Below are 26930 nucleotides of genomic sequence, written 5' to 3' on the forward strand. Positions count from 1 at the left end.
CATGATTTCGCACAGCATTCAGAAGCGGCTCCGCAACAAGGTTCAGCGCAGGAAGGACGAAGGCGGCTTCACGCTCGTCGAACTGCTCGTCGTGCTGGTCATCCTAGTGCTGCTGGCCTCCATCATCGGCCCCCGGGTCATTGGCTATCTCGGCAGTTCCCGCGCCAAGACCGCGCACATCCAGATCGAGAGCCTGGTGACGGCCATGGAACTCTTCCACATCGACGTGGGTCGTTATCCCTCCAGCACCGAAGGCCTGAGCGCGCTGGTGAAGTCGCCCGGTAACATTGCCGGCTGGAATGGCCCCTATCTTTCCAAGGGCGATGTGCCGCAGGACCCATGGGGTCGTCCCTATATCTACCAGTCGGGCCAGAATGGCGGCTCCTTCCAGATCAAGTCGCTGGGCGCCGACGGAAAGGAAGGCGGTGCCGACGAGAATGCCGACGTCTCGAACTGAGGCACAGGCAGGCTTCACCCTGCTCGAACTGCTGGTGGTGCTGGTGATCATGGCATTGTCGGCCACCGCCGTCATGTCGGTGGGTCGCTCGAGCCTCGAGTCGGCGCGGGTGCGCTCCTTCATGGTCGAAGCGGAGGCGATGTTCCGCGACGCGCGCACGGCCGCCATCGAGAACCAGGCCCAGACGTCGGTGATGATCGACGCCAAGGGCCGTCGCCTCAGCATGTCGGACGGCAGCCGCATGCTCGAAGTGCCGAAGGGCGTTTCGCTCGATGCCAAGGTGGCCGCGCCGAAGTCGGGTGAGCTTCCGTCCGTCCGCTTCTTTCCGTCCGGCGGCTCCACGGGTGGTCAGATCACCTTCAATTTCCGTGGCCGCAGCTATGGCCTGCGCATCAACTGGCTGACAGGGCGGGCCGATGCGCAGACGCTCTGATGGGCAGAAGGGTTTCTCGCTGGTCGAGGTGCTGTGCGCCATGGCGGTGGCGGCAAGCGCCATCGTGGTGCTTTTGGGAGGTGTTGATGGTTCGATCAGGGGCGCCAACAAGCTCGACCAGCATCTTGGTGCCCGCCTTGTCCTGCAGACGATCCTCGAGGATGAACTTGCGGCCGGTGAAACCGCGCCGGCGCAGCGCGAGGGTGAAACCGGTCCCTATCGCTGGCGCTTGAACATTGAACCCGTTGACGCACCGGGCAAGCTTCCCGCCACCTATCGCATGTACCGTCTCACGGCCTCCGTCGGCTGGGGCAGGGGCGGTAAAGTCACCGGCACGGCATTGAAGCTCGGCCGATGAAGCGTATCCCCACATCCAGCCACGAGGCAGGCTTCACGCTGATCGAAGTGCTGGCGGCCCTCGTTCTTGCGTCGCTCATCCTTGTATCGCTCAACATGGCCATGTCTGCAGTGGGCAAGGGAACTGACCATACGCGCCGAAGCCTCGGCGAGCAATCCGAACTGGGCGCCGCCGTCGACATCTTCGGCCGTGATGTGTCGCGCATTGCCAAGATTCGCCGCCCCGCCAAGCCGGGTGATTTCGCGGGTTATGTCTTCGATGGAAGGTCCGATGCCATCGTCTATCCCCTGCGTGAGCAAGAAGGGCTGACTGAGCCTGGGCTCTATCTCGTGCGCCTCAGCGTGCAGCACAAGGATGGCCAGACAACCCTGCTTCGCGAACGCGCCCCATTGCCCACAGGCGATTCGGCAGCGCTGCCACAATGGCGCGACGCGGTGGAATTGCTGAAGGGTCCCTATGACATTGACTTCGCCTACCGCGCCCAGCGCTCCGGCCAGCGTGACTGGAACGGCAGCTGGCAGGCCACGGAAGCCATGCCGGAACAGATTCGCCTGACCATCACCAACCGCGCGACGGATCGGTTGCGCGTCCCTGGCTTCGTGCAATCGCTGGCAATCGACTCCGAAGTCGAGTGCGCAGGCAACCGTGAAGCACGTTGCGGCACGGCTGTGCCCGAGGGGGCGCAGCAATGACAGCGGCGCTGCTCCGCCGCCATGAGCGCGGCATCATCCTGATCGCCGTTCTGCTCGCCGTTGCGATCATGGCGGTGATGGTTGTCGCCGGTGCCGCTCTCACGCGTGCCGGCATCGGCAATGAGGAACTCGAGCAGCGTCGCCTTGCCTCGCACCTCGCGCTGCGTTCCGGCGTTGAGGCGGCAAAGGCCTTGATCCTCGCAACCCCGGAAGACCAGCGCCTCTCCCTGCGTGGCGAGGAATTTCCGGTTGATCTCGGAAATGGGGTGATGGCCACAGTCACCCTGCGCGATGCGGCGGGGCTTGCCGATCTCAACCGCTCCGACCCCAAGCTCATCGAGGCCGTGGCGCGTTTCGCGGGTCTCGGCAATGACGAGGCAGATGGCTTGGCCGACCGCATTGCCAAGTTGCGCAAGGAGGCCGCACCTGACCAGCCCGGCACAGCGCAGCCTAAGCCACCTGCGAAGGCGGGAACAGTTCCCGGTGGCGCCACAGCCGCACAGCCTCCAGCCTTGGGGGCAGACAAGGCCAGGCAGCCGCCTCCGCCAATCATCTTTCTCTCGGTCGACCAGATACCCGGCATTCTCGGGATTTCGGCTGACGATGCGAAGGCCTTGGGCGAAGGCCTCACTGTCTTTAATCCGACTGGTGCGATAAATCCCCTTGCCGCGCCCGAGCAGGTGCTGCAGGCCATACCGGGCCTTTCGGAACAGGATGTTGCGGACATTGCCATGGCAAAGAAGACGGGAATGAGCACCAAGGATGGCCTGCTGCAGCAGATCATGCAGCGCCTGCCAGGCGTGCTCACCACCGAACAACCGACTGTGTTCATGGTCGACGTGGCGATCGATCGTGGCCCAGGAGTCTTGCCGGGCAGCAGCGCACATGCCGTGGTGCGTCTGCTACCGGAGGGCAAGGCTCCCTTCGGAACCTTGACGCTTGAGGAAGAGTGACGATGGACGACAAGAATATCAATCTGTCCTTCTCCAGCATATGGAATGGCCTGACCACGCCCGTGATGGCGCTTGTGGAAGAAATGGCGCTGCGCCGTGCCTCGGGTGATCATCCGGCAATGGAACTCCGAATCCGCTCTGGTGGCGTTGATGCCATGCGCGGCAATGGCGCAAGCCGCGAGACGGTTCTCACTGTTGCCGGTCGCCCGCAGGCCGCCCTCAAGGACGTCGTACAGCGTCTCGCGGCAGGAATCGGGCCTGAAATTGCCCTGTGCTTTGCCGCCGACCAGTCGATCAGCCAGCAACTCACGCTGCCGCAACAGCCAGATGAGGTACTGCGGGCGATCGTGCGCAACAAGGTTGAAAGCCTCGCACCATGGCCACTGGCGCAATGCCTGTGGGGCATGCGCGCCGCGCCTGTCGCAGGCGATCCGCAACACGTGTCGGTCGAGGTCGCGGTGGTGAGCCGCGCCCTGCTCGATGAGCTCGTTGCCACGCTGCGCCAGTCGGGTGCGGAGGTGAAGGCCCTGTCGGTCACTCTGCCCGACGGCGACGAAGTCGAGATCGCGCTCGGCTCCGATGATGTTCGCCGTGTCGCGCGTGCCAACGCGGCGCGCCTGTCCAAGATGGCCGCCGCCGCCGCCCTCCTGCTCGTGGGGCTCGGCCTTTTCTGGGTCTACCGTACCTCGGCGGAAGCGTCTCGTCTCGAGAACGATACACTGAGTCTTATGTCTTCCCTGAAGCCCAACGGCGTGCCGGCTGGTGAAACACCTCTGGTCTCAGCCGCCAACCGCCTGCTCCAGTCGCGGCGCGAGCGGCTGCCCGTGGTGGCGGTGCTGGACGAAGTGTCGAAGCTCCTGCCGGACACGGTGCATCTCGTATCATTGGCGCTCGATGGTGACCAGCTGACCATCAAGGGGCAGGGCAGTGGCGTGCCGGGGCTCATCCAGATTCTCGAGGCCTCGCCTGATCTCCAGAGCGTGAACTTTGCCGCGGCAACGGAACTCGACCAGAACAGCAAAGCCGATGCCTTCTCGCTCATTTCAACACTCGAAAAGGCGCCGCCGCCGGAGGCCGCGCCATGATCGGGCTTGCCCTAGCGCGGAATATCGCAGCTGCCAAAGTCGATGGCGGACATGCCGGCGGCCAGCAGCGAGGTGGAGATCGCGCCCGTCGCACGGTTCATGAACACCGCACGGGCGGAAATCTCCGGGCCATCCTTGCTGATGCCGATGATGGCCGAGTCGCGAATGTCGAATTGCATCGGGGCTTCGTTGCAGCCTTGGTCATTGAACCTGTTGGGGCACAGCCGATACGTTCCGGCGCCCAGGTCGAGCGTCAGCCGCTGCAATTTGGCACTGTTGGTGCATCCCGTCGAAAAACACAGGTTGCCGCGGCTGATCAGGCAATCGAGCGTTTCCGCTTGAGCCGTCTTCGGACCGGCCGAAATGGTCACTGCCAGCAGGAGCAGGGGCATGAGTGAGCGGATGGGTGCAGCTAACATGCAGCAACTCATAGCGGGAGTGCAGGTGCTTGTCGACGCGCCCGCAAGCCTGATAGCGGTAAGCGCATGAGTTTCATTCGGCCCATACAGGGATTTTCCGCCGAGGCCCGCAAGGGCATGGCCGTGCTTGGCGTGGCGGGGCTGGCGCTGGCCTGCCTGCTCTATGTGACCGTCGGCTGGCATTCCGTTGCGGCCGAGCGCCTGCGCCAGGCGGAAGCAGAGCATGAAATGGTCGCCGCGCGTGCCGCCAAGGCCCAGCAGGATGGCGTGGCGCGCCTGACCGACGCCGACAATGTGGCGCCCATGTTCCTCGATGGTGCAACGCCCGGGCTTGCCTTTGCAAAGTTTCAGAGCATCACGGGAGAGGCAGCGGGTGCCGCCGGTCTCGAAGTGAAGCGCATGCAACCCGTCGACACTGGCGACGCGGAAGGGACAATGCCCTATCGCCTGAGCGTGGATGTGGAAGGCAGCATCGAGCAGATGCGTGATTTTCTGGCGGACATCGAGTCGGGACTTCCCATCATGTTCGTGACAGGCCTCGAAATGCAGCCGTCTGCGGCGGAAGGGGAGGGCGACCAGTATCCCTCCGAGGCACTCCGCATGACGGTCCGCATCGAAGCCTATGGGTGGAGGGCGCAGCCATGAACACGCGCCTCGTCGGCCTCAGCGTCGTCGCAGCACTTCTTGGTGGCTACCTCCTTGTCCAGGGAACTGGGCTGTTCAATGCAGGAGGCGACGTCGGTGTTACACCCCCGGCTGATGTGGTGGCACCGGGCACGGTGGCGGTGAAGCTCAATCCGCTGCAGGACCTTGATCCGGAGTCGTTCTCCGCCATCATTGAGAAGCCGCTGTTCAACCCCACGCGGCAGCCCCGCCCGGCAGAACCCGTGGCGCCGCCGCCTCCTGAACAGCCAATGGTCGAGGAACCGCCACCGCCGCCGCCAATGGCTCAGGGTCCGGGTCCTGAAGATTACAAGCTGCTTGGCGTGTCGTCAGGTCCTGACGGGCGCATTGCGGCGGTGCGGGTTTCGGCCAGTGGCGAAGTTGTCTATCTGCGCAAGGGTGAGAGTGTCGATAGCTGGAGTGTCGTCGACGTGGGCAACCGGACGGTGGCCATCGGCACGCCGGAGAGCTCCGTCACCTACGCGATGTTCGACAGCAGCGATGCGGACACCGAGTCAGATGGCGGGCAACCGGCTGCGGCAGTTCCGGGGCAGGCGCAGCCTCTGCCGCTCCCCTTGCCGTTGCCCATGCCCGTTCAGCCGAAGCCGCCTTCTGGCCAGCCCGAGCTTCCGGAGCAGCATACGCTGCCGCCTGACACCGGCGGTTAGCGTCCTCAGTTGAAGTTCAGGTTCTTCATGCTGTCGCGCAGGTTCTGAGACGTGCGCGCCGCTTCATCGCCGTTCCTGATGATGGTGGGCGTGATGAACACGATCATTTCAGTGCGCGTGGCAATTCCGCCGGTGGTGCCGATCAACTTGCCGAACAGCGGCAACTTGTCGGCACCCGGAACCGTCATGCGGCTGCGATCCTCCGTGCCGTTGATCAGGCCGCCGAGCAGCACCGTCTGCTGATCGTTCACCGAAACCTTGCTGCTGATGGTCCGTTGCGAGAACTGCGGCTGGCCGTTGATGCCCGTCGTGTCCTGCAAGGCGGAGAGTTCCTGTCCGAGGTCGATCGACACCACGCCATTGGCGTTGATCCGTGGCTTCACCTTGAGAATGACGCCGGTATCGCGATATTCGTAGGAGTTCACCGTCTGGCCGCCTTGCGTCGTCTCGGTCTGCGTCTGGATCGGAACCTGGTCGCCCACCTTGATTGTCGCCGTCTCGTTTTCCATCACCAGCACCGAGGGCGAGGAGACGATGCGCACATTGGTGACCTTCGCGAGCGCATCCACCACCAGCTGCGGGCTCTTGACGCCGCCCAGCACGAAATTCATGCCGGGAAACTTCGGGGTGATCACGCTGTCGGTGAGCGACTTGGAGTCGCTCAGCATGAAGCTGAAGTTGCCACTCTGGAAATAGGCCTGCACGCCGTAACGCAGGGTATCGTTGAGCCGCACCTCGGCAATCGTGGTGTTGATCAGCACCTGTGTGGCCGGTGAATCAATCTGCGACAGGGTCGACAGGATCTCGCGGTAATCCCGTGGCGAAGCCCTGATGAGAAGCGTGTTGTTCGCCGGAATGGGGGTGATGCGAATGCCCTTGCCCGATGCGCCTGTTGCGGCTCCGCTGCCGCTGTCCGGCACAGTGGTCGTGGATGCCGTCGAGCCGGCCATCGGACTGCCGCTCTGCTGGTCTGGCTGGCCCATCTCGGGCGGCTGTCCGCCGCCCATGTCGTCCTGCTGCAGCTGCTGGTCCGGTTGCTGTTGCCCATCGCCTTCGATTGAAACGTCCATCGGCTTCGAATCCGGGGCAACGTCTGCCGTCGGTCCGGCATCGCCGGAGCCGCTGCCATAGGTGGCATTCAGAATCTTCGCCAGGTCAATGGCATTTCCGTTCTGCACGGCATAGACATAGGACTTCGGCGCATCGATGCTCTCGCGGTCGAGCCGCTTGATCCAGGTGATGGCGCGCCTCACCTTCGCCTGGTCATTGGCGATGATGATCAGGCTATTGATGCCGGGAACAGGAATGAGCTTGAGACCGTTCGATCCGGCGGCGGCACTGTCCTGCGCGAAGATCTTCTGCACCTGTGTTGCCACTTCCTCGGCGCGGCCATTTTCAAGTGCGGCCATGCCGAAGGTCTGGTTCCGCATGGCATCGATGTCGAAATTCCTGACCACCTCGACGAGCGAGCGGCGCTGCGTGGCCGGACCGCGGATCAGGATCATGTTGCCGGCATTCCAGGCCCGCGCCGAGCCCATCTGTTGCATGAAGCCGTCGAGCAGGTTCACCATCTGGGTGGGACCCACATAGCGCAGCGGCACGGCGCTCACACCATATCCGGCAGAGACGTCCTTGCCCATGTCGAGGTTCGACGCTTCGCCCTCCAGTGACTGCAGCAGCACGACCTTGAAATTGCCGTCGGACTGGACCAGCGCGGAATTGGCCATCTTCAGCGCCGCCTCGAAGGCATCGAGCAATTGCCTTGCGCCGAGAGGCCGGTTGCTCACCATGGTGATGGTGGAGTTCAGGTTCGGGTCGACCGAATAATTATATCCCAGTGTCTCGCCGAGAATGAGCTTGCTGGCCTCGGTCACCGTCATGCTGTCAACGTTGATGGTGAACTTGCCAGTGTCCTGCTCGGCAATACCCGCCGGAGGATCATCCTCTGCAGCATCGATTGACCCCGTCGCCCCGGGGAACACCTCATAGCGCGCCGCCTGACCTGCCGGCTTCATCACCGGGCCGCCACCGCGGTTGGTTACCTTCTGCGGGGTCTTGGCCGTGAGATCGACCTGGTTGGCGCTGTCGAGCGAGGCGGTGGGAGACTGGCAGGATGCCAGCAGCATGCTCGCGCAACCGAGCAGGGTGGCACTGCCGAGGCCGAGAAAGCGGGTTCTGATGCCGTAACGAAAACCGGCCGAAGGCAAGGCGATACTCCCTGCGGCCTGGGTGCTCGGACCCTGACCGGTGGCAAAAAACTTAATAATCGGTGAAACTTATGCGTCGATTCGGTAATCAAACCCTTAATGCTGGGTTGCTGAAATCACCAGAATGAAACGGGTTCGAGAAGGCGCAGGACCCAGAACACCAGCACCACGGGCGCAATGAAGCTGCCAAAGGGTATCTGGTCCGTCATGTCGATGCGCCGCCCGGGAAGAATGGCCATGACGGCCACGCCGGCGAGCCCCGCCAGCGCTGCAGTCAGGCATGCCGTCGGCAGAAGTGCGGGTCCCAGCCAGGCTCCCGCAACGGCGGCGAGCTTGACGTCGCCCAGGCCCAGCCCTTCATAGCGGCGGAGCCGGAACCAGACGGCGCGCAGCAGGTAGAAGCTGCCGCCGGCCAGAACCGCGCCCAGCAGGCTTTCCGTCAGCCCCGCCGTCCAGTCATCGGCATGGAACACCGCGATGTTGGCGATGATGCCAAGCGGCACTGCGGGAAAGGACAATGCGTTGGGAATGATGAAATGCTTGAGGTCGGTGAGGGTGATCAGCGCCATGATGAGCGCCAGCACGAATGTCGCCACCGCCGCCACCGGGGAGACCAGAATGAAAACGGCGATTGCCACAATGCCCGCAAAGACTATCGCACCTGCAATCACCTTCCGGCTCAGCAGTGGCGTGTCGTCGTCTGTCACAGGTTCATCCACATCGGCAGATTGGACGAGCTGCGGAGAAAAGGAAATGCCACAAGCGATTGCATGGTTGGCGATATCTTGCCTGCCCCCGCCATCCACAGAAATCTTACTGCCTTGACCCCTGCCGTCGCCATCGGCAGGACAGTCATGTGGGATGCGAATCCCGATCGATTGACGAGAGAAGACCTTGGACAGTTCAGCACAGATTTTCGAGACCATTGCCGATGAAATCGGCGCGCAACCCAGGCAGGTGGCCGCCGCAGTTGGGCTGCTTGATGAAGGGGCAACCGTGCCCTTCGTGGCCCGCTACCGCAAGGAAGTCACCGGCGGCCTTGATGACACGCAGCTGCGCAAGCTGTCCGAACGCCTCGGCTATCTCCGTGAGATGGAAGACCGCCGCAAGGCCGTCGTGGAGTCGATCCGCTCGCAGGGCAAGTTGACTGACGAACTCGCCCATGCTCTTGCAGTGGCCAAGACCAAGTCCGAACTCGAGGACATCTACCTCCCCTACAAGCCAAAGCGCCGCACCAAGGCGATGATCGCCCACGAGAATGGCCTCGAACCGCTGATCGATGGCATCCTTGCTGACCGCAGCGCAGAGCCGGAGTCGCTCGCCGCCGCCTACATCACCGAAACCGTCAAGACGGTGAAGGAAGCCCTCGACGGCGCGCGCGACATTCTCATGGAGCGCTTGGCTGAAAACGCCGCGCTGCTGGGCGAACTCCGAGCCTTCATGAAGGCCGATGCCTTCCTCACCTCGAAGGTTGTTGCGGGTCAGGAAGAGAAGGGCGCGAAGTTCTCCGATTATTTTGACCACAAGGAACCCTGGAAATCGGTTCCCTCCCACCGCGCACTCGCAATGCTGCGCGCCTCCAAGGAAGAGGTTGTCTCGCTCGACATCGCGCCCGATCCCGAAACCGGGCCGGCGCGCGCGGGTCAGATCATCGCCACCTCCATTGGCATCGATGGAACAGCTCCTGGCGACAAGTGGCTGCGCGCCGTCGCAGACTGGACGTGGCGGGTGAAGCTCTCGGTCGCCATGATGATCGACCTCCTGGGTGATCTGCGCGGCCGCGCCCAGGACGAGGCCATTGCGGTGTTCGCACGGAACCTCAAGGATCTGCTGCTGGCGGCGCCTGCCGGTTCGCGCCCGATCCTCGGCCTCGATCCCGGCATCCGCACCGGCGTCAAGGCTGCGGTGGTCGATGCCACCGGCAGGCTGCTCGCGACCGACACGATCTATCCCTTCCAGCCCAAGAATGATCTGCGCGGTGCACAGGCAACGCTGCTCCGCATCGTCACGCAGCACGGGGTTGACCTCATTGCCATCGGCAACGGCACGGCCAGCCGTGAAACCGAACGTCTGGTCGCCGACGCCCTGTCGCTTCTGCCGAAGGACGTGAAGGCGCCCACCAAGGTCATCGTGTCCGAGGCGGGCGCTTCGGTCTATTCAGCCTCCGAGCTCGCCGCAAAGGAGTTTCCCGAACTCGACGTCTCGCTGCGTGGTGCAGTCTCGATCGCCCGGCGCCTGCAGGATCCGCTGGCCGAACTGGTGAAGATCGAGCCTAAGTCCATCGGCGTTGGCCAGTACCAGCATGATGTGGACCAGTACCAGCTCGGCCGCTCTCTCGGCGCCGTGGTGGAAGACGCGGTGAACGCGGTTGGTGTTGATCTCAACACCGCCTCGGCGCCCTTGCTCGCCTATGTCTCGGGCCTCGGCCCGGGCCTGGCGGAAGCCATCGTGGAACATCGCCAGGCCAACGGTGCCTTCAGGTCGCGCCAGGAATTGCTCAAGGTGTCGCGCCTCGGGCCCAAGGCCTTTCAGCAATCGGCGGGCTTCCTCCGCATCCGCGATGGCGAGGAGCCACTCGATTCATCATCCGTCCACCCGGAAGCCTATGGCGTTGCCCGCAAGATCGTCGAATCCTGTGGCCGCGACATCCGCAGCCTGATGGGCGATACCACGAAGCTGCGCGCGCTCAAGCCGCAGGACTTCGTCAGCGAGGCCTTCGGCCTTCCCACCGTCAAGGACATCCTGACCGAGCTCGAGAAGCCGGGGCGTGACCCGCGCCCCAGCTTCAAGACGGCAACCTTCACCGATGGTGTGGAAACCATCAAGGACCTCAAGCCCGGCATGCAGCTTGAAGGCACGGTGACCAATGTTGCCGCCTTCGGTGCCTTTGTTGACATCGGCGTCCACCAGGATGGCCTCGTGCATGTGAGCCAGCTGGCCGATCGCTTCGTGAAGGATCCGCATGAGGTCGTGAAGGCGGGCGATGTTGTCCGCGTGCGCGTGGTCGAAGTGGATGTGGCGCGCAATCGCATCGGCCTCACCATGCGCAAGGATGGTGGGGAGTCAGCCCGCGAGCAGCGCCTGTCGCGTGACAATCAGGCTGACCCCAGGGCTGGCAAGCAGGTTGCCAAGCACGGTGCCGCGAAGCCTTCTGCACCTGCGCAGAGCGGCAGCCTCGGTGCCGCCCTGCTTGAGGCCATGCAGCGCAAGGAACGTTAGTTGAAGGCCTGCTGCTGAACGCTCCAGCCGAGCTTTGCCTGCTGCTTCTGGGCCAGCGGCGTCGTCGTTCCGGTGATCACCAGGTTCATCGGTCCGGTGATCCCCTGTGCCCGTGCCGCCTGCGTGACGGATGTGATCGCCTGGCTGGTGCTGGCCGTCCAAGACAGGGCGTCGAACGGGAAAATGCCGAGCAGGCCATTGTCGCGCGTCGTCGCCATCGGCAACGGCACGCCGGCGATGGCAATGAAGCCGGTGATGGACTTCATCTTCTGCTGGTATGAAGCCATCAGCTCAACGCGCCAGCGCATGAACTCCGCGTCATCCCTGTTCGCCACCTGCGCGGCAAGGCCCAGCAGCGCATCGAGGTTTTTCAGCTTGCCCATCCCGCCCAGCGCGCCGGTCATCGCTGTCATGTCGGTCGGCGTGTAGTTGGGGTTGGCCAGCAGCTGCTCCACGAGCCCGGAAGACACGCCCATCTTGAGCAGCGACTTGCGGTTCATGTCGAGAAGCTGTGCGGCCGAATAGTCGCGCAGCATCTCGTTGAGGGTGCCCGCCGTCGACACGTTGGAAATGACGGTGCCGGCAGCACCCGGAATGGCGATGAAGGCACCCGTCACCACCAGGCCGCCCGCTGCCGCCGCATTCGACATCTGGTCCAGCTTCTGCTTCAGCGGCGGAAACTGCGAATAGGGGTCAACGCCGTAGTTATAGGCGATCAGGCGGCGCTGCTTGGCGGCCCCGGTAATGGATTGAACCGCATTCTCCTGCGTCTTGCCCATGTTGCGGATGCCCGAGCCGATCGAGTTGAACAGGTTGCCCACACCCGAAACGGTGTTCTTCACGGTGTCGACCGGGGCCGTCACCAGCTTGCCGGCGAACTGCACGGGCTTGAGGCCAGCTTTCACCAGCGCATTGCCGAATTCCTTGGACTGCGAGGTTTGCTCCATGGCGTCAATGGCAGCCAGTTCCTTGAACCGCGTTTGCAGCCGGTGGTCGCCACGGACCACATCAGAGCCCCAGGGCGTTTGCACCGTATAGATGCGGACATAGCCATTGCTGGGCACCGACTGGGCAACCTTGTAGCCCGGCCCCTGCGCCTGCGGCCCCAGCAGCGTGCTCGCCTTGAATGTGGGCGGGTTTTCCACGTCTGCAGCACGGGCGCCGGCAGCTGCCGTGGTGATCAGCAGGGCAAGTCCGGCAAGCTTGAAGAATGAGTGCATCAGAACCTCGGGGTGTGAGTCGCAAGCATCGATGATTAGAGCCGCTCAGCAAGGGAAAGCAACCCAGGGCAGCTCGAAGTCGTCAAATGGCTATGAAAGGTTGCAGCCTTCAAGGCGACCTGTGCAAGTGCGGCGACGGCTGGCGAACCAGCATCACGGCCGTCGCGTCGTCCGCCGGCTTGAAGCGAGGGTAGCGGCTGCAGTCGGGGTCGCTCCTCTCCGCCGCGCGCAGGGCCGCAAGCACCGTCTCGACATCGCCTGCGCTGCCATCGATCAGTCCCGCATCATCATGAAGGCCATAGTGATCCACCGCGCGGTAATAGCCATCGGTGCACAGCAGCATTTCGGCAGGTGCGCCCAGCTCGATGATATCCGGCATCGTCAGCGCAGCGGGGCTCGCCTCCAGGATGGAGTATCCGCCGGGTTGGTTGCGCTTCGATCGGCCGTCCTTCAGCTGCGGCGCGAATTCGGCCAGCAAGGCCTTGATGTCGAGAACCCCGGCCGCCCGTCGCTTGGCCACCTCGCGTGTCAACCAATGGTCCAGAACATTGTTCGGCGATGCCGCATGCATGCGGTGCTCACCGCCGCCATCTCGCGTCAACAGGCATGAATCGCCCAGCCGAAGCGCCTGCCACCCATCCTTGTAGCGCTTCGCAAGGATGAGGCAGGCCGCCGGCGGGTCATAGTTGGGTGGAATGTCCTTGCCCTCTGCCGCCGCTGCGAAATCGGCAATGAGCCCCCCAACCAGTTCCTCCAGTAGCGCCAGAAGGGGAATGTCGCGCGCTGCAAGGTCGGTGAGCCGTACGTGGGCCCGCCAGACAAGCCAGCGCGCATCGGTGCCCTCGCCAAGGTAGTTGCGCCCATTGATACCGGTGACGCCATCGAAAACCCAGGCGGCGGATACATCATCCTGTGAACCAAGCCAGCCGAAGCCGTCCTCGTTCACCGCACCGCTGCCCTCGCTCACCGCTCCGATCAGCCTCACAGGCGCACCACCTCGCCCGTCCTCACGCTGTGGTCGGCGGCCAGCACGATGCGCAGCGAGTTGATGGCGTCCTGCACATGCTGCTCCATGTTCCGGTCATTGCGGATGGCGTCGAGGAACAGGAGCTGCTCCCTGTTGCAAAGCTCCTGGTGGCCCGGTTCGTCATCCATGCGGATGATCTCGTCAGGCGTCACGAAGCTCCCTTCCGGATTGAGCAGTGCGTGGTGGACGCGCAATGCCGATGTCTTCGTGTGGCTGTCCACATCCGCCGACTGCGTCTTGGATTCCTCCATGGCGATGGAGACGGAACCCTTGGGGCCGATCATGTCCTTCACGAAGAAGGCGGTCTCGCTCATCATCGGTCCCCAGCCGGCCTCGTACCAACCCACCGAGCCGTCATCGAAACTCACATGCAGGTGGCCGTAGTTATACATCTTTGCATCGATCTCGGAGGTGAGCCTGGCGCCCACGGCATGCACGCTCACGGGCTTCGCGCCCGTCACCTGGCACATCACGTCCACGTAATGCACGCCGCAGTCGACGATGGGGCTGATGGAATTCATCAGGTGCCGGTGCACCTGCCACTGCGCGCCCGAGGATTGCTGGTTCAGGTTCATGCGCATCACCAGCGGCTTGCCGAGCGTGCGCCCCACCTCCACAAAGCGCACCCAGGACGGGTGAACCCGCAGGATGTAGCCGATCACCAGCTTCAGACCCTTTGCCTTGGCCAGCGCCGCGATGTCCTCCGCTTCGGCAACCGTATCGGCCAGCGGCTTCTCGATGAAGACGTGTGCGCCGGCCTCGAAGGCCATGCGCGCGAAGGCGGCGTGGGTGTCGGGCCAGGTGTTGATCGATACGGCATCGGGCTTCAGCGCTGCCAGGGCCTCGGCATAGTCGTTGAACTGCGGCACGTCGGGAAACTCAGCCTTCAGCTCCTGCCGCTCGCCGATGTTGCGGCTGCAGAGTCCCGCGATCTCGAACCCGTCGATTGCCTGGTAGGCCCGCGCATGGCTCAGCCCCATGTTGCCGAGGCCGACGACGAGCACCCTGATCTTCTTCATTGTCCATCAATCCATGTTGATTTGACGTGCAGATCGTCGCCGAGGTGGACCATGCTGGCAAGATAGCCCGGCGCGATGCGGCCCAATTCATGCGCGCAGCACAGGAAGGAGGCGGGGTTGAGCGAAGCCATGCGCAGCGCTGCACTCAGCTCCAGACCCAGTCTCTCGATGCAATGGCGCACGGCGGCATCCATGGTGAGGTCGGAGCCCGCCAGCGTCCCGTCGGCCAGCGACAGCCGCCCGCCGCTCCGCGTCACGGTGCGGCCCTGCAGTTCGAAGTGGTTAGGCCCCCCTGCTGCGGTCGGCATCGCGTCGGTGATCAGCATCAGGCGTGACGGCGGCTTGGCTGCCAGGGCCACGCGCATCGCCGTGTCATGCACGTGATGCCCGTCGGCGATGATGCCAACATAGCTTTCCTGATCAGCAAGGGCTGCACCCACCATGCCGGGCTCTCGGCCCGTCATCTGGCTCATGGCGTTGTAGAGATGCGTGATGGACCGCGCGCCGGCATCCAGCGCCTGCCGCGCTTCGTCATAACTGGCATCCGAGTGCCCGAGGCTCACCAGCACGCCCGCCTGCGTCAGCCGCCGGACAAGCTCCGGCGTCACACGGTTCGGCGCCAGCGTCAGCATCACCGGGCAGTACATCGAAAATCCGGCGATGGCATCGGCGTCGGCGTCTTCCATCTCGCGGATGAAGCGCGCCGCATGGGCACCCTTGCGGGCCACGTCGAGGAAAGGTCCTTCGATGTGAATGCCCAGCACGCCCGGCACGCCCTCCGCCATGGCGCGGGTCACGCTCTTAACCGCCTGTGCAATCACCTGCGGCGCATCGGTGATCACGGTGGGCAGCATCCCCACCGTGCCGAAGCGCCGGTGCGCGGTGGCGATGGTGCGCACCGTCTCGACGCTGGGGTTGTCGTTCATCAGCGCGCCGCCGCCGCCATTCACCTGAACGTCGATGAAGCCCGGTGCCAGCAGGCCACCACCGAGATCGCGCCGCTCCGCAAGCCCGATCTCGGCTTCGGGCACCACGCCCCGAATGCGCTGGCCGTCGATCACCACGGCGTGCCGGTCGAGAAATGTCTCGCCGGTGAAGATGCGCGCGCCTGTCAGGGCAATGGCCATCACGTGGTCTCCGTCACCTTCTTGAGAAGCCGCGGCCGGTCAGGGTCGCGACCCAGCGCCTGGGCAACGCGCTCGATTTCCAGATAGGCGGTGGCGATCATGCTCATGGGGTCGAGCAGCGGGTGTCCGGTCGACGCGAAGGGCAGGTCGTCGCCCACGACGCTCACCGCGGCCCCCGTGGCGCGCATCTTCGCCGCAGCCGCAGCCGTGTTGTCGCGCGCCGCATCGTCCGGCGCATAGATGAGCACGGGGAAATCCGTCTCCATCAGCTCCCACGGCCCATGCATCACCTCCGCCACCGAATAGGCCTCGGCATGGATGGCGCAGGTCTCCTTCAGCTTCAGCGCCGTTTCCTGGGCGATGGGGTAGGCAGGGCCGCGGCCCAGTACAAAGAGCGAGGCCGCATCCCGCGCGAAGTCCGTGAAGCCCGGCCAGCTGATGCGCACCGCCTGCTGCAGCGACTCCGGCAGCCGTGCCACGGCGCCCAGCAAGGCGGCATCGCCCGACCACTGCGCGACGATTGCCGCAGCCGCCGCACAGGAGGTGATGAAGCTCTTGGTCGCCGCCACGCTGCGCTCCGTGCCGGCGTGGAGTTCAAGGCAGATGTCGGCATTGCGTGCGGCGGGCGAGTCCGCGACGTTGACCAGCGCCACGGTCAGCGCCCCCGCCACCTTCGCGGCCTGCTGCAGCGCCACGATGTCCGGGCTCTGGCCCGATTGCGAGATGGTCAGGCACAGCGCGCCCTCGGCCTTCAGCCTGGCGCCATAGACGGAGACCACCGAAGCCCCTACGGAGGCACAGGGCACGCCCGTCGTGATCTCGCAGAGATACTTGAAATATCCCGCCGCATTGTCGGAGCTGCCGCGCGCACAGGTGAGCACCACTGTCGGTGGCGCCCGCCGCAGCCGCGCTCCGAGGTCTTCCAGCGCGGCAGCATTGTGCGCGAGGAAACGTGCCACCGCCTGCGGAGCTTCCGCAGCCTCCATGGCCATCAGGCTCATGACCAGCGCTCCGCAAACCCCTGGCCGCGCCTGGCCATCATGATGGCGCCATCCACCGCATCAGCCTGCGGTTCGACCAGCGCCCGCTTCACGTCGGCATCAAGATAGGGCGGATAGACTCCGGCGAGTCCACCCAGCAGGCAGATCGCCTTGGCGCCGCGCGCCAGCAGCGCGCGCCCGAGGTTGGAAATGGCACCAGCACCCTCGATCACGATCATCATGCCCTGCACGTCGCCCTGCGCGGCACATTCGAACACCAGCGGTGCGAACTGTGCATAGTCCCGGGGCTTCGCCTGCTCCGACCAGCGCGACAGATCGAGCCTGTTGCCGCCCGTGCGCGACAGGACCTCGGTGATCAGCCGTGTCGGCTGCAGCAATCCGTCGAGTGCCAGCGCCGCGCGCCGCACCGCGTGGTGGCCCACCCATGCGCCGGAGCCATGATCGCCAAGCTGGAAGCCCCAGCCACCCACCATGTGCCGCACGCCCCCCACCAGCGCGAAGCCGATGGAACCCGTTCCGGCGATCACGATGCCGCCGTCACCGCCGCCGAAGGCGCCCACGCAGGCGGCATAGGCATCATTGTCGACGGTCACGCTCGCAAAGGGCAGGGCGGCATCGACGATCTTTTCTGCCCCGACCGAAGTCACGATTCCGGCGATTCCCATTCCGGCGTGAATGCGATCGGTCGTCAGGCCGGCCATGCGCGCGGCATCGCGCGAGGTGTGCATGATGGTGTCGAGCGCACCCTTGAAATCCTGGTAGATGTTGGAAGCCCCGCCCATTGCCTCGGCAAGCAATGTGCCATCGGCACTCCTGATGCGTGCCCGGCAGCGGCTGCCGCCGCCGTCAATCCCGAGGAAGAATGGCTCCGTGCTCATGAAGGGCATGCTAGCAAATCGGGCGGGCAGGGAAAGCACCTTGACCTCATCCGGCTTCCGATCCTCTATTGTCGTCATGACAGAACGTCCGACAGAGCAATCCGGGAGCTATCGCGGCATCGACACCTGGCCCGATGTGCAGATTCTCGAAGCACTTGTTGCGGGGCAGGAACGGGCCATCGCTGCAGTGCGGCAAGCCACGCCCGCCATTGCTGAGGCTGCTGATCGTCTTGCCCGTCGCCTCTCTGCAGGCGGCAGGCTCGCCTATGCGGGCGCCGGCACGTCGATCCGCGTAGCCGTGCAGGATGGGTCCGAACTCCCCGCCACCTTCGGCATGCCGGAGGCGAAGATCCTCTATCTCATCGCCGGCGGTCGCGCCGCGATGTTCGATACCCTTGCGGATGCCGAGGATGATGAGGCCGATGGTGCCGCGCAGGCCGATGACCTGACAGCTGCCGACACGGTCATCGCGGTCGCGGCCTCCGGATCCACGCCCTTCACGGTCGCCGTGGCGAAACGGGCGCGGGAGAAAGGCGCTTTCGTCATTGCCGTCGTCAACAATGCGGGCTCGAAGCTGGCCGCCGCCGCCGATCTCGAAATCCTCCTCGCCACCGGTCCGGAGGTGATCGCCGGGTCGACCCGCCTCGCCGCCGGAACGGCCCAGAAGGCAGCGCTCAACTTGCTGTCCACCCTCACCCACATCAAGCTTGGTGCGGTGCATGATGGGCTGATGGTCAATGTCGAGACCGGCAACGCCAAGCTCCGCCGCCGCGCCGCAGGCATCGTCGCCGCCATTGCAGGTGTCGAGGTCGCCCGTGCCGATGAAGCGCTCGATCTGGCAGGCGGCCACGTGAAGCCTGCCGTGCTCATGTGTGCGGGTGCTAAAGACATTGCTGCGGCGCAGCGGCTTTTGGATGCCGCAAACGGCAACTTACGTCTGGCCATCGCACGGAATGCCGATACATAATGCTCGTCAGAAGATTTCAATGGGAGGAACCAACATGCTGACCAAGGGACTGAAGACTCTTCTGCTCGGAGCCGCCGCCGCCTTCGCACTGTCGGGTGCGGCTCAGGCCGGAACGCTCACCATCGAGAGCTGGCGCAACGACGACGCCCAGATCTGGAAGGACAAGATCATCCCGGCCTTCGAGAAGGCGCATCCCGACATCAAGGTCGAGTTCACGCCCACCGCGCCGAAGGAATACAACGCCGCGCTCAACGCCAAGCTCGAAGGCGGCACCGCGGGCGACATCATCACCTGCCGCCCCTTCGATGCCTCGCTGGAACTCTACAACAAGGGCTATCTCGTCTCGCTCAACGAGCTCTCGACGATGGGCAACTTCTCCGACGTCGCCAAGAGCGCCTGGACGACCGATGATGGCAAGACCACCTTCTGCGTGCCCATGGCCTCGGTGATCCACGGCTTCATCTACAACAAGGACGTCTTCAAGGAACTCGGCCTCGAGGAGCCCAAGACCGAAGACGAGTTCTTCGCCGTCCTCGAGAAGATCAAGTCCAACGGCACCTATGTGCCCCTCGTGCTCGGCACCAACGACCAGTGGGAAGCCGCCACCATGGGCTTCCAGAACATCGGCCCCAACTACTGGAAGGGCGAGGAAGGCCGCAAGGCACTGATCGACGGCACCGGCAAGCTGACGGATCCCGCCTATGTCTCGACCTTCGCGACGCTTGCCAAGTGGGCGCCCTACATGGGTGACGGCTTCAAGGCACAGACCTATCCGGACAGCCAGAACCTCTTCGGTCTCGGCAAGGGTGCGATCTATGCGGCCGGCTCGTGGGACATCTCCACCTTCCGCGCCCAGAAGGTCAACATGGGTGCCTTCAAGCCGCCGCTGCCGGCGGGCGCCAGCGAATGCTACATCTCGGACCACACCGACATCGGCATCGGCATGAACGCCAAGACCAAGAACCCGGCCGACGCCAAGGTGTTCCTGGAGTGGATCGGCTCGGAGGAGTTTGCCAACATTCTCGGCAACGAACTGCCGGGCTTCTTCCCGCTGTCGAATGCCTCCGTCACGCTGAACGACGACGTGGCCCAGACCTTCGTCAACTGGCGCAAGGAGTGCAAGTCGACGATCCGCAACTCCTACCAGATCCTGTCGCGCGGCACGCCCAATCTCGAGAACGAGATGTGGAACGTTTCCGCCCAGGTGATCAACGGCACCCTGACGCCGGACGCCGCAGCCAAGCAGCTTCAGGACGGCCTGGCCAAGTGGTACGCGCCGCAGCAGAAGTAGGCTGACGCGAGGGGCCGCGTGCGCAAGCGCATGCGGCCCCTCTGTCTTCATGGATGGCGCAGGAACAGCACAGCGGATTGGTCGGAATGGCGCAGGGCACATACCTGCGGCTTCTGGTGTTCTTCCTCGGGCCTGCGGTGCTGATCTATTCGCTGTTCTCGATCTATCCGCTGCTCGACACCATTTTCAATGCCTTCTACAGCCGCCAGTCGGATGGCAGCTATCTGTGGAACGGGCTCGGCAACTTCCAGACGCTGCTCTTTGATCCCACCTGGTCGGGGCCATTCTGGAATGCGCTGAAGAACAATTTCATCTTCTTCCTCATCCACATGTGCGTGCAGAACCCCATCGGGCTGCTTCTCGCTGCATTGCTCAGCCTGCCGCGCCTGCGCTTCCGCGCCACCTATCGCACGTTGATCTTCATGCCGACCATGCTCTCCGTCGTGGTCATCGGATTCGCCTGGCAACTCATCCTGTCGCCGCTCTGGGGCGTGGCCAAGATGTTCCTCGGCTTCTTCGGCCTGGGCTTTCTCTTCGCGCCGTGGCTGGGCGTTGAATCCTCGGCCCTCATCACCGTGTCGCTGATCTCGGTCTGGCAGTTCGTCGGCATCCCGATGATCCTGATCTATACCGCGCTGCTGGCCATCCCCGATGAATTGATCGATGCCGCGACGGTCGATGGCCTCAACCAGGTCCAGGCCTTCATCTGGGTCAAGCTGCCGCTGATCTGGCCTACGATCGGGCTCGTCTCCATTCTCACCTTCGTCAACAACTTCAACGCCTTTGACCTGATCTACGCAATGAAGGGCGCGCTTGCCGGCCCCAACTTCGCCACCGACATCATGGGCACGCTGTTCTACCGCACCTTCTTCGGAAACCAGCTGCAGCTGGGTGACCCGTCGATGGGATCGGCCATCGCCACCATGATGCTGCTGATCATCCTGATCGGCGTCATGGCCTATCTCTTTCTCGTGCAGCGCCGCATCCAGAGGTACAGCTTCTGATGCGCAAGCCGCTCTCCGCCTTCATGGTCCATGCCATACTGGGGCTCTACACGCTGCTGGCGCTGTTCCCCATCGTGCTGGTGGTGATGAACTCGTTCAAGGCAAAGCGCGCCATCTTCAACACGCCGCTGCGCCCGCCGCTGCCCTCGAACTTCGATCCCATCGGCTATGCCCGCGTCTTTGATGACAGCTCGCTGGCATTCTATTACCTCAATTCCATCACGGTGACGGTCGGCACCATTTTCTTTACCCTGCTGTTCGGTGCCATGGCGGCCTGGGCGCTCACGGAATACAAGTTCCGCTGGAACACGCTGCTCGCCCTGTTCCTGTCGATCGGCATCATGGTGCCGATCCGGCTCGGCTCCGTCGCCATCATCCAGCTTGTGGCGGAGCTGAACCTCATCAACACCTTGACCGCGCTGATCCTCGTCTACACCGCGCAGAACCTGCCGCTCGCCATCTTCATTCTTTCCGAATTCATTGCCCAGATCCCGAAGGACCTGCGCGAGGCAGCACGCTGCGACGGGCTGTCGGAATACAACATCTTCTTCCACATCATCCTGCCGCTGATCCGGCCTGCCATGGCCACCGTCGCCGTCTTCACCATGATCCCGGTGTGGAACGATCTGTGGTTTCCATTGCTGCTCGCACCAGCGGGTGGCAAGCAGACGATCACGCTGGGCGTGCAGCAGTTCCTCGGTCAATACATCACCGACTGGAATGCGGTGCTCGCCGCGCTGTCGACGGCCATCGTACCGGTCCTGCTCCTGTATGTCATTTTCTCCCGCCAGCTGATCCGGGGTCTCACCTCGGGCGCGGTGAAGTGAGGCGCCCATGGCCGAAGTCCGCATCGAAAACCTGAAAAAGTCCTTCGGCGCCGTCGAGGTGCTCAAGGATATCGACTTGCACGTGGAGGACGGTTCCTTCGTCGTCCTCGTCGGCCCCTCGGGCTGCGGCAAGTCCACCCTGCTGCGGTCAATCGCCGGGCTGGAACCCGTGACGGATGGCACCATCACCATCGGTGGCCGCAAGGTCAACGACCTCGCCCCCGCGCAGCGCGAGATCGCCATGGTGTTCCAGTCCTATGCGCTCTACCCGCACATGGATGTCGCCGCCAACATGGGTTTCGGCCTCAAGTTTGCAGGAACACCCAAGGCAGAGATCGAAGCCCGCGTGGGCGAAGCCGCCCGCATCCTGCAGCTGGAGCCGCTGCTGAAGCGTCGCCCGCGCGAACTCTCGGGCGGCCAGCGCCAGCGTGTCGCCATCGGCCGCGCCATCGTGAGGAAGCCGCAGGTCTTCCTCTTTGACGAGCCGCTGTCGAACCTCGATGCAGCACTGCGCATCAACACAAGGGTCGAGATCGCCAAGCTCCACAAGCTGCTCGCCGCCACCATCGTCTATGTCACGCATGACCAGGTCGAGGCGATGACGCTGGCCGACAAGATCGTGGTGATGAACCACGGCCGCATCGAGCAGCAGGGCAAGCCGCTCGAGCTCTATTACAAGCCGGCCAACCTCTTCGTCGCAGGCTTCATCGGCTCGCCCGCCATGAACTTCTTCCCGGGCACGGTCACGCCTGATGGCATCGACCTCGGCGCCGATGGCATGCTCGCTGTGCCGCTGCCGGCAGCCGGATTGGGCTGCAAGGTCACGCTCGGCATTCGCCCGGAACATATGAGGATTGCCGGGGACGAGGGTGGCGGCCCCCGGCTCGCCGCCGTGGTCGAACTCGTCGAGCGCCTCGGCGAAACCGGATATGTGCATCTGCGGCTGCCTTCCGGCACCGTGGCAATTGCAGAAATCCGTGGCGATACCGGCCTCCGGACGGGTGATCATGCCGCCGTGGCGCTTGATCCCGCCCATCTCCACCTCTTCGGTCCGGACGGCCGCCGCATCAGCTGAGCGTGCATTCGTGCCGAGCCCGTCCACACCGGCACAAGCCACGCCGGGTAATGGCTATTTCCTCAATTCATGGAACCGTTTAAATACCAGTGCAAATCCGCCCGGCTACACCCAGCACCAAGGACAACGTCATGAAGATCACGGTCATCGGCGCAGGCTATGTCGGGCTTGTCTCCGCCGCCTGTTTTTCCGATTTCGGCTATGAAGTGACCTGTGTCGACCGGGACCCGCGCAAGCTCGCCGCCCTCGAAAGCGGCAAGATCCCGATTTACGAGCAGGGGCTTGAGCCCATTGTCGCCGCCAACCGGGCCGCAGGCCGGCTCACCTTCACCGACAATCTGAAGGATGCCGTGGCCCAGGCCGACGTGGTGCTGATCGCCGTGGGCACGCCCACGCGCGAGGGCGAGGGCGGGGCAGACCTTTCCTATGTCTTCGCGGCAGGCGAGGAAATCGCCAGGGCGATGAAGGGCTTCACCGTCATCATCACCAAGTCCACCGTGCCGGTCGGCACGGCAGCGAAGCTCCGCGAGGTCATCGCCAAGGCAAGGCCCGATGGCGACTTCGAGGTTGCCTCCAACCCCGAGTTCATGCGCGAGGGCTCCGCAGTGGAGGATTTCCTGCGCCCGGACCGCGTAGTGGTTGGCGTCAATTCCGAGCGGGCCGAAAAGGTCCTGAGACAGCTTTACCGTCCGCTCACCACGCGCAACGTGCCGCTTCTGGTCACCTCCTGCGAGGCGGCCGAAGTCATCAAATATGCCGCCAACACCTTCCTCGCCACGCGCATTGCTTTCGTGAACGAATTGGCCGACCTGTGCGAGACGGTCGGGGCGGACATCGAAGATGTCGCGCGCGGCATGGGTCTCGACAAGCGCATCGGCCTGCAGTTCCTGTCGCCAGGTCCTGGCTTCGGCGGCTCCTGCTTCCCGAAGGATACGCGCGCGCTCGCCCACACGGCGCGCCAGCACGGCAGGCCCTTCTCACTGGTCGAGAGGGTCATCGCCGCCAATGAGGCGCGCAAGCTGGCCCTGGCTGATCGGGTTGAGCAGGCGGTCGATGGCACACTGTCAGGAAAGCGCATCGCCATTCTCGGCATCGCCTTCAAGGCCGAGACCGACGATATCCGGGATGCCGCCGCCCTCACCCTCATTCCGGAATTGCAGAAGCGCGGCGCCTCGGTGGCAGCCTTCGATCCGGTGGCGATGGACAATGCCCGCCAGGCACTTACCGCCGTGCAATGGTGTGCCGATGCCTACTCGGCGGCAATCGGTGCCGATGCCGCGGTCATCCTCACCGAGTGGAACGTGTTCCGCGGCCTCGATCTGCAGCGCCTGGCGCGTGACATGCGCCAGCCGGTGCTGGTCGACTTCCGCAACCTGTTCTCGATCGCCGATGCGGCGAACTCGGGCATGACCTATCATTCGATCGGCCGGACCAGCGTGATTCCCGCCGGCAGCCAGACGGCTGACGTCATCCCCTTCAAGTCGGAGGCAGTGTAGCAGGGCATGGCGCGTCTCCACCAAAGCCGCAAGCGCATCCTGGTCACCGGCGGAGCCGGCTTTCTCGGCTCCCACCTCATCGACCGCCTGATCGGGCAGGGCCACGAGGTCATCTGCGCGGATAATCTCTACACCGGCTCCAAGCGCAACATCGAGCACCTGCACAATCACCCGCGCTTTGAGTTCCTGCGCCACGACGTGTGCAATCCGCTGAAGATCGAGGTGGACGAGATCTACAATCTCGCCTGCCCTGCGTCACCCGTGCACTACCAGCACAATCCCGTGCTCACCACCAAGACCTCGGTGATGGGGGCGCTCAACATGCTGGGCCTGGCCAAGCGACTGCGCTGCCGCATCTTCCAGGCCTCCACCAGCGAAGTCTATGGCGACCCGGAAGTCCATCCGCAGCGCGAGGACTATTGGGGCCACGTCAACCCCATCGGCACCAGGGCCTGCTATGACGAGGGCAAGCGCTGTGCCGAAACCCTGTTCTTCGACTATCACCGCCATCACGGGGTGGATATCAAGGTCGCGCGCATCTTCAACACCTACGGGCCCCGCATGCTCCCGATGGATGGCCGCGTCGTCTCCAACTTCATCACCCAGGCTTTGGCCGGCGAAGATTTGACGCTCTACGGTGATGGCAAGCAGACGCGCTCCTTCTGCTACAGCGATGATCTCGTCGAAGGCTTCCTCCGCCTCATGGAATCGCCTGCGGACGTGACAGGCCCCGTCAATCTCGGCAATCCGGGCGAGTTCACCATGATCGAACTGGCCGAGCAGGTGCTGAAGCTCACCGGTTCGCGCTCGAAGCTCATTCACCTGTCGCTGCCGGAGGATGATCCCCGGCAGCGCCAGCCCGACATCACGCTCGCAAAAGAGAAACTCGGCTGGCAGCCCACGGTCCCTCTCGCCGAGGGCCTGAAGCGGACGCTCGACTATTTCAGGAAGCTGACGTGAAGCCATGACAGCACTGTCTGTTCTCGATCTCGTTCCCGTCCGGCAGGGCCTCACCCCGCGTGAGGCGCTGCAGGAAAGTGCGGCCCTGGCGCAACACGCCGAGGCGCTGGGCTACACCCGCTTCTGGGTGGCCGAACATCACAACATGGAAGGCATCGCCAGCGCCGCAACGGCAGTGGTGATCGGCCATATCGCGGGCCACACCAGCACGATCCGCGTGGGTGCCGGCGGCATCATGCTGCCCAACCATGCGCCGCTCATCATCGCAGAGCAGTTCGGCACGCTCGCCTCTCTCTTTCCCAATCGTATCGACCTGGGGCTTGGCCGCGCGCCCGGCACCGACCGCGCCACCCTGCGTGCCCTGCGCCGCGAGGCGATGGCCGCCGAAAGCTTCCCCGATGACGTGCTGGAGCTGCAGGCCTTCCTTGCCCCCGCTGAGCCCGGGCAGATGATCCGCGCCGTGCCGGGGGCGGGCACCGAGGTTCCGTTGTGGATCCTGGGTTCCAGCCTCTATGGCGCACAGCTCGCGGCCCTTCTGGGCCTGCCCTATGCCTTCGCCTCGCATTTCGCGCCCGACGCGCTGGAACAGGCAATGGCGATCTACCGTGAGCGCTTCAAGCCCTCGCAGCAGCTGGCCAGGTCCTATGCCGTGGCCGCAGCCAACGTCGTCGTGGCCGACAGTGACGAAGAGGCCCGCCGTCTCTTCACCTCCGTGCAGATGCGCTTCGTCGGCATGGTGCGCAACGAGCTCGGCCTGCTGACGCCGCCGATCGATGACATCGAAACCTACTGGACGCCCACCGAGAAGATCCATGCCTCGCGCATGCTCACATGCTCCTTCGTCGGCGCGCCGCAGACGGTGGAGCGTCAGTTGCGAGACTTCGTAGCGCACACCGGCATCGATGAGCTGATCGTCGCCTCCGCCATTTTCGACCAGCGTGCCAAGTTCCGCTCCTTCGAACTCATCAAGGGACTGAGCTTCTAGTCGAGCGGGGTCCGCCAAGCGGGCAATCGTGCAACCACGCCGATTATCCGGTGGCCGCTCATGCCCTACGGTAGTTTTGCTGATATGGCTTCCGCCGCACCGTGTTAGCTTTGTGCACGAATTCAGCACAGGGAGGCGGCGGTGACAGTTTCACGCATACTCAATCAGAAGGGCTGGAAGGTTTTCACGGTCGAGGCTTCGGCGCCGCTTCAGAAGGTTGTCGATGCGCTCGCCGAACATCATGTCGGCGTCCTCGTCGTCACCGGGCCGGGCGGCACGCTCGCCGGCATCGTCTCGGAGCGCGACGTGATCCGGGCGCTGTCCGGCAATGCCGCCGCCGCGCTGACGAAGACTGCGGGAGACGTGATGACCCGGGACATCGAGACCTGCACCCCGGAAGACCCCGAGACAGATATCATGGAGCGCATGAACGCCAAGGGCATGCGCCACTTGCCCGTCCTCGCCGGCGGCAAGCTCACCGGCATCGTTTCGCTGCGCGACGTCATCCGCCTGCGCATCGAAAAGATCGACGAAATGATGCGCACGATCCGCCAAGAGGCGGAGTCGCTGAAATAGCGACCGACCCCAACCCTGCATGTTCGGAAAACTGGTGCGCTTAGGTGACTCGAATACCCAAAAAGCAACCATAAAATATAGCATTTTTAGCACTCGAATTGATAAAAATACCGACAAAAATACCGACACTTAGTGGCTGCTGGCCGTGTTCGGTTCCCGATCGGATCGCGAGCACGTGGTGCTTGATGCCCGCAATTGTCAATCGCGTAACTTCGAACCGAGTCACGGGCGCGTCCCCTTGCATCCCCACGACCGATGAGGCACCTTCCGCGATAGAGCGGCAATCCGTGCTGATCTCAGGACGTTAACGAGTTCGCCAATAC

General features: G+C 63.9%; 27 protein-coding genes. 18 read left to right on the top strand and 9 right to left on the bottom strand.

The window, feature by feature from the left end:
- Position 1 precedes the first annotated feature (1 nt).
- Genes gspG through WCJ41_RS07610 form a run of 6 tightly spaced genes read left to right on the top strand, consistent with a single transcriptional unit; the run spans position 2 to position 3978 of the window.
- Positions 2-457: a type II secretion system major pseudopilin GspG gene (gene gspG, locus WCJ41_RS07585; protein WP_336905241.1), complete on the top strand. Its 456-nt coding sequence runs from the start codon at positions 2-4 to the stop codon at positions 455-457.
- On the top strand, positions 438-890 hold the full coding sequence (locus WCJ41_RS07590; RefSeq protein ID WP_336905242.1) for a GspH/FimT family pseudopilin: 453 nt from the start codon (positions 438-440) through the stop codon (positions 888-890). Before gspG ends, WCJ41_RS07590 begins: the two co-directional genes overlap by 20 nt.
- Positions 874-1248 carry a prepilin-type N-terminal cleavage/methylation domain-containing protein gene (locus WCJ41_RS07595; protein WP_336905243.1) on the top strand — a complete coding sequence of 125 codons (375 nt, stop codon included), beginning with the start codon at positions 874-876 and terminating at the stop codon, positions 1246-1248. The genes WCJ41_RS07590 and WCJ41_RS07595 overlap by 17 nt, the downstream gene beginning before the upstream one ends.
- Positions 1245-1940, top strand: coding sequence for a prepilin-type N-terminal cleavage/methylation domain-containing protein (locus tag WCJ41_RS07600; RefSeq protein WP_336905244.1), 696 nt, complete (start codon positions 1245-1247; stop codon positions 1938-1940). The genes WCJ41_RS07595 and WCJ41_RS07600 overlap by 4 nt, the downstream gene beginning before the upstream one ends.
- Positions 1937-2893: a hypothetical protein gene (locus WCJ41_RS07605; protein WP_336905245.1), complete on the top strand. Its 957-nt coding sequence runs from the start codon at positions 1937-1939 to the stop codon at positions 2891-2893. Before WCJ41_RS07600 ends, WCJ41_RS07605 begins: the two co-directional genes overlap by 4 nt.
- Positions 2894-2895: 2 nt before the next feature.
- Positions 2896-3978, top strand: coding sequence for a PilN domain-containing protein (locus WCJ41_RS07610; protein WP_336905246.1), 1083 nt, complete (start codon positions 2896-2898; stop codon positions 3976-3978).
- Positions 3979-3989: 11 nt separating this feature from the next.
- Here the strand turns inward: WCJ41_RS07610 and WCJ41_RS07615 are convergent, their stop codons facing one another.
- Complete coding sequence (locus WCJ41_RS07615; RefSeq protein WP_336905247.1) at positions 3990-4397, bottom strand: hypothetical protein; 408 nt, start codon at positions 4395-4397, stop codon at positions 3990-3992.
- A gap of 66 nt (positions 4398-4463) precedes the next feature.
- On the opposite strand from WCJ41_RS07615, the gene gspM reads away from it, so the two are divergent.
- Both gspM and WCJ41_RS07625 read left to right on the top strand, forming a co-directional pair.
- On the top strand, positions 4464-5042 hold the full coding sequence (gspM, locus tag WCJ41_RS07620; protein WP_336905248.1) for a type II secretion system protein GspM: 579 nt from the start codon (positions 4464-4466) through the stop codon (positions 5040-5042).
- Positions 5039-5728 (top strand): hypothetical protein, encoded by a 690-nt coding sequence (locus WCJ41_RS07625; protein WP_336905249.1) that lies wholly within the window; start codon positions 5039-5041, stop codon positions 5726-5728. Before gspM ends, WCJ41_RS07625 begins: the two co-directional genes overlap by 4 nt.
- Positions 5729-5733: 5 nt before the next feature.
- Here the strand turns inward: WCJ41_RS07625 and gspD are convergent, their stop codons facing one another.
- Together gspD and WCJ41_RS07635 are read right to left on the bottom strand one after the other, a co-directional pair.
- Positions 5734-7935: a type II secretion system secretin GspD gene (gspD, locus tag WCJ41_RS07630; protein WP_336905250.1), complete on the bottom strand. Its 2202-nt coding sequence runs from the start codon at positions 7933-7935 to the stop codon at positions 5734-5736.
- Positions 7936-8051: 116 nt separating this feature from the next.
- Positions 8052-8642: an A24 family peptidase gene (locus WCJ41_RS07635; protein WP_336905251.1), complete on the bottom strand. Its 591-nt coding sequence runs from the start codon at positions 8640-8642 to the stop codon at positions 8052-8054.
- 187 nt (positions 8643-8829) lie between these two features.
- Between WCJ41_RS07635 and WCJ41_RS07640 the strand changes: the two genes are divergently transcribed.
- Positions 8830-11154 (top strand): Tex family protein, encoded by a 2325-nt coding sequence (locus WCJ41_RS07640; protein WP_336905252.1) that lies wholly within the window; start codon positions 8830-8832, stop codon positions 11152-11154.
- Here the strand turns inward: WCJ41_RS07640 and WCJ41_RS07645 are convergent.
- The 6 genes from WCJ41_RS07645 to WCJ41_RS07670 form a co-directional block, all read right to left on the bottom strand.
- On the bottom strand, positions 11151-12374 hold the full coding sequence (locus WCJ41_RS07645; protein ID WP_336905253.1) for a hypothetical protein: 1224 nt from the start codon (positions 12372-12374) through the stop codon (positions 11151-11153). The two genes, WCJ41_RS07640 and WCJ41_RS07645, sit on opposite strands and share 4 nt — an antisense overlap.
- Positions 12375-12483: 109 nt before the next feature.
- Positions 12484-13359, bottom strand: a complete 876-nt coding sequence (locus WCJ41_RS07650) for a protein phosphatase 2C domain-containing protein (RefSeq protein ID WP_336905254.1) — start codon at positions 13357-13359, stop codon at positions 12484-12486.
- Positions 13356-14420, bottom strand: coding sequence for a Gfo/Idh/MocA family oxidoreductase (locus WCJ41_RS07655; protein ID WP_336905255.1), 1065 nt, complete (start codon positions 14418-14420; stop codon positions 13356-13358). Before WCJ41_RS07655 ends, WCJ41_RS07650 begins: the two co-directional genes overlap by 4 nt.
- Entirely contained in the window at positions 14417-15547 is a 1131-nt protein-coding gene (gene nagA, locus WCJ41_RS07660) for an N-acetylglucosamine-6-phosphate deacetylase (protein ID WP_336905256.1), read from the bottom strand. Before nagA ends, WCJ41_RS07655 begins: the two co-directional genes overlap by 4 nt.
- On the bottom strand, positions 15547-16548 hold the full coding sequence (locus tag WCJ41_RS07665) for an SIS domain-containing protein (RefSeq protein ID WP_336905257.1): 1002 nt from the start codon (positions 16546-16548) through the stop codon (positions 15547-15549). Before WCJ41_RS07665 ends, nagA begins: the two co-directional genes overlap by 1 nt.
- Positions 16545-17426, bottom strand: coding sequence for a BadF/BadG/BcrA/BcrD ATPase family protein (locus WCJ41_RS07670; protein ID WP_336905258.1), 882 nt, complete (start codon positions 17424-17426; stop codon positions 16545-16547). The genes WCJ41_RS07665 and WCJ41_RS07670 overlap by 4 nt, the downstream gene beginning before the upstream one ends.
- Positions 17427-17502: 76 nt before the next feature.
- On the opposite strand from WCJ41_RS07670, the gene WCJ41_RS07675 reads away from it, so the two are divergent.
- The 9 genes from WCJ41_RS07675 (at position 17503) to WCJ41_RS07715 (ending at position 26607) form a co-directional block, all read left to right on the top strand.
- Positions 17503-18393 (top strand): N-acetylmuramic acid 6-phosphate etherase, encoded by an 891-nt coding sequence (locus WCJ41_RS07675; protein WP_336905259.1) that lies wholly within the window; start codon positions 17503-17505, stop codon positions 18391-18393.
- A 34-nt stretch (positions 18394-18427) separates the two neighbouring features.
- On the top strand, positions 18428-19684 hold the full coding sequence (locus WCJ41_RS07680) for an ABC transporter substrate-binding protein (protein ID WP_336905260.1): 1257 nt from the start codon (positions 18428-18430) through the stop codon (positions 19682-19684).
- Positions 19685-19770: 86 nt separating this feature from the next.
- A complete protein-coding gene (locus tag WCJ41_RS07685; protein ID WP_336905261.1) occupies positions 19771-20688 on the top strand; it encodes a sugar ABC transporter permease in 918 nt (305 codons plus the stop codon).
- Positions 20688-21515, top strand: a complete 828-nt coding sequence (locus WCJ41_RS07690) for a carbohydrate ABC transporter permease (RefSeq protein WP_336905262.1) — start codon at positions 20688-20690, stop codon at positions 21513-21515. Before WCJ41_RS07685 ends, WCJ41_RS07690 begins: the two co-directional genes overlap by 1 nt.
- A gap of 7 nt (positions 21516-21522) precedes the next feature.
- Positions 21523-22590, top strand: a complete 1068-nt coding sequence (gene ugpC, locus WCJ41_RS07695; RefSeq protein WP_336905263.1) for a sn-glycerol-3-phosphate ABC transporter ATP-binding protein UgpC — start codon at positions 21523-21525, stop codon at positions 22588-22590.
- 131 nt (positions 22591-22721) lie between these two features.
- Entirely contained in the window at positions 22722-24086 is a 1365-nt protein-coding gene (locus WCJ41_RS07700; RefSeq protein WP_336905264.1) for a UDP-glucose/GDP-mannose dehydrogenase family protein, read from the top strand.
- 6 nt (positions 24087-24092) lie between these two features.
- Positions 24093-25046, top strand: coding sequence for a UDP-glucuronic acid decarboxylase family protein (locus WCJ41_RS07705; protein ID WP_336905265.1), 954 nt, complete (start codon positions 24093-24095; stop codon positions 25044-25046).
- 4 nt (positions 25047-25050) lie between these two features.
- The gene (locus WCJ41_RS07710; RefSeq protein WP_336905266.1) at positions 25051-26031 is read left to right on the top strand and encodes an LLM class flavin-dependent oxidoreductase; all 981 of its coding nucleotides are present in this window, start codon (positions 25051-25053) and stop codon (positions 26029-26031) included.
- Positions 26032-26172: 141 nt separating this feature from the next.
- Complete coding sequence (locus WCJ41_RS07715) at positions 26173-26607, top strand: CBS domain-containing protein (RefSeq protein ID WP_336905267.1); 435 nt, start codon at positions 26173-26175, stop codon at positions 26605-26607.
- Positions 26608-26930 lie beyond the last annotated feature (323 nt).

Origin of the sequence: Aestuariivirga sp. (genome assembly GCF_037139295.1) — a bacterium.
Classification (GTDB): domain Bacteria; phylum Pseudomonadota; class Alphaproteobacteria; order Rhizobiales; family Aestuariivirgaceae; genus Aestuariivirga.

Coding starts and splice junctions, on each gene's coding strand:
- gspG (WP_336905241.1), top strand. CDS start 2: ATGATTTCGCACAGCATTCAGAAGCGGCTCCGCAACAAGGTTCAGCGC.
- WCJ41_RS07590 (WP_336905242.1), top strand. CDS start 438: ATGCCGACGTCTCGAACTGAGGCACAGGCAGGCTTCACCCTGCTCGAA.
- WCJ41_RS07595 (WP_336905243.1), top strand. CDS start 874: ATGCGCAGACGCTCTGATGGGCAGAAGGGTTTCTCGCTGGTCGAGGTG.
- WCJ41_RS07600 (WP_336905244.1), top strand. CDS start 1,245: ATGAAGCGTATCCCCACATCCAGCCACGAGGCAGGCTTCACGCTGATC.
- WCJ41_RS07605 (WP_336905245.1), top strand. CDS start 1,937: ATGACAGCGGCGCTGCTCCGCCGCCATGAGCGCGGCATCATCCTGATC.
- WCJ41_RS07610 (WP_336905246.1), top strand. CDS start 2,896: ATGGACGACAAGAATATCAATCTGTCCTTCTCCAGCATATGGAATGGC.
- WCJ41_RS07615 (WP_336905247.1), bottom strand. CDS start 4,397: ATGTTAGCTGCACCCATCCGCTCACTCATGCCCCTGCTCCTGCTGGCA.
- gspM (WP_336905248.1), top strand. CDS start 4,464: ATGAGTTTCATTCGGCCCATACAGGGATTTTCCGCCGAGGCCCGCAAG.
- WCJ41_RS07625 (WP_336905249.1), top strand. CDS start 5,039: ATGAACACGCGCCTCGTCGGCCTCAGCGTCGTCGCAGCACTTCTTGGT.
- WCJ41_RS07645 (WP_336905253.1), bottom strand. CDS start 12,374: ATGCACTCATTCTTCAAGCTTGCCGGACTTGCCCTGCTGATCACCACG.
- WCJ41_RS07655 (WP_336905255.1), bottom strand. CDS start 14,420: ATGAAGAAGATCAGGGTGCTCGTCGTCGGCCTCGGCAACATGGGGCTG.
- nagA (WP_336905256.1), bottom strand. CDS start 15,547: ATGGCCATTGCCCTGACAGGCGCGCGCATCTTCACCGGCGAGACATTT.
- WCJ41_RS07665 (WP_336905257.1), bottom strand. CDS start 16,548: ATGAGCCTGATGGCCATGGAGGCTGCGGAAGCTCCGCAGGCGGTGGCA.
- WCJ41_RS07670 (WP_336905258.1), bottom strand. CDS start 17,426: ATGAGCACGGAGCCATTCTTCCTCGGGATTGACGGCGGCGGCAGCCGC.
- WCJ41_RS07675 (WP_336905259.1), top strand. CDS start 17,503: ATGACAGAACGTCCGACAGAGCAATCCGGGAGCTATCGCGGCATCGAC.
- WCJ41_RS07680 (WP_336905260.1), top strand. CDS start 18,428: ATGCTGACCAAGGGACTGAAGACTCTTCTGCTCGGAGCCGCCGCCGCC.
- WCJ41_RS07685 (WP_336905261.1), top strand. CDS start 19,771: ATGGCGCAGGGCACATACCTGCGGCTTCTGGTGTTCTTCCTCGGGCCT.
- WCJ41_RS07690 (WP_336905262.1), top strand. CDS start 20,688: ATGCGCAAGCCGCTCTCCGCCTTCATGGTCCATGCCATACTGGGGCTC.
- ugpC (WP_336905263.1), top strand. CDS start 21,523: ATGGCCGAAGTCCGCATCGAAAACCTGAAAAAGTCCTTCGGCGCCGTC.
- WCJ41_RS07700 (WP_336905264.1), top strand. CDS start 22,722: ATGAAGATCACGGTCATCGGCGCAGGCTATGTCGGGCTTGTCTCCGCC.
- WCJ41_RS07705 (WP_336905265.1), top strand. CDS start 24,093: ATGGCGCGTCTCCACCAAAGCCGCAAGCGCATCCTGGTCACCGGCGGA.
- WCJ41_RS07710 (WP_336905266.1), top strand. CDS start 25,051: ATGACAGCACTGTCTGTTCTCGATCTCGTTCCCGTCCGGCAGGGCCTC.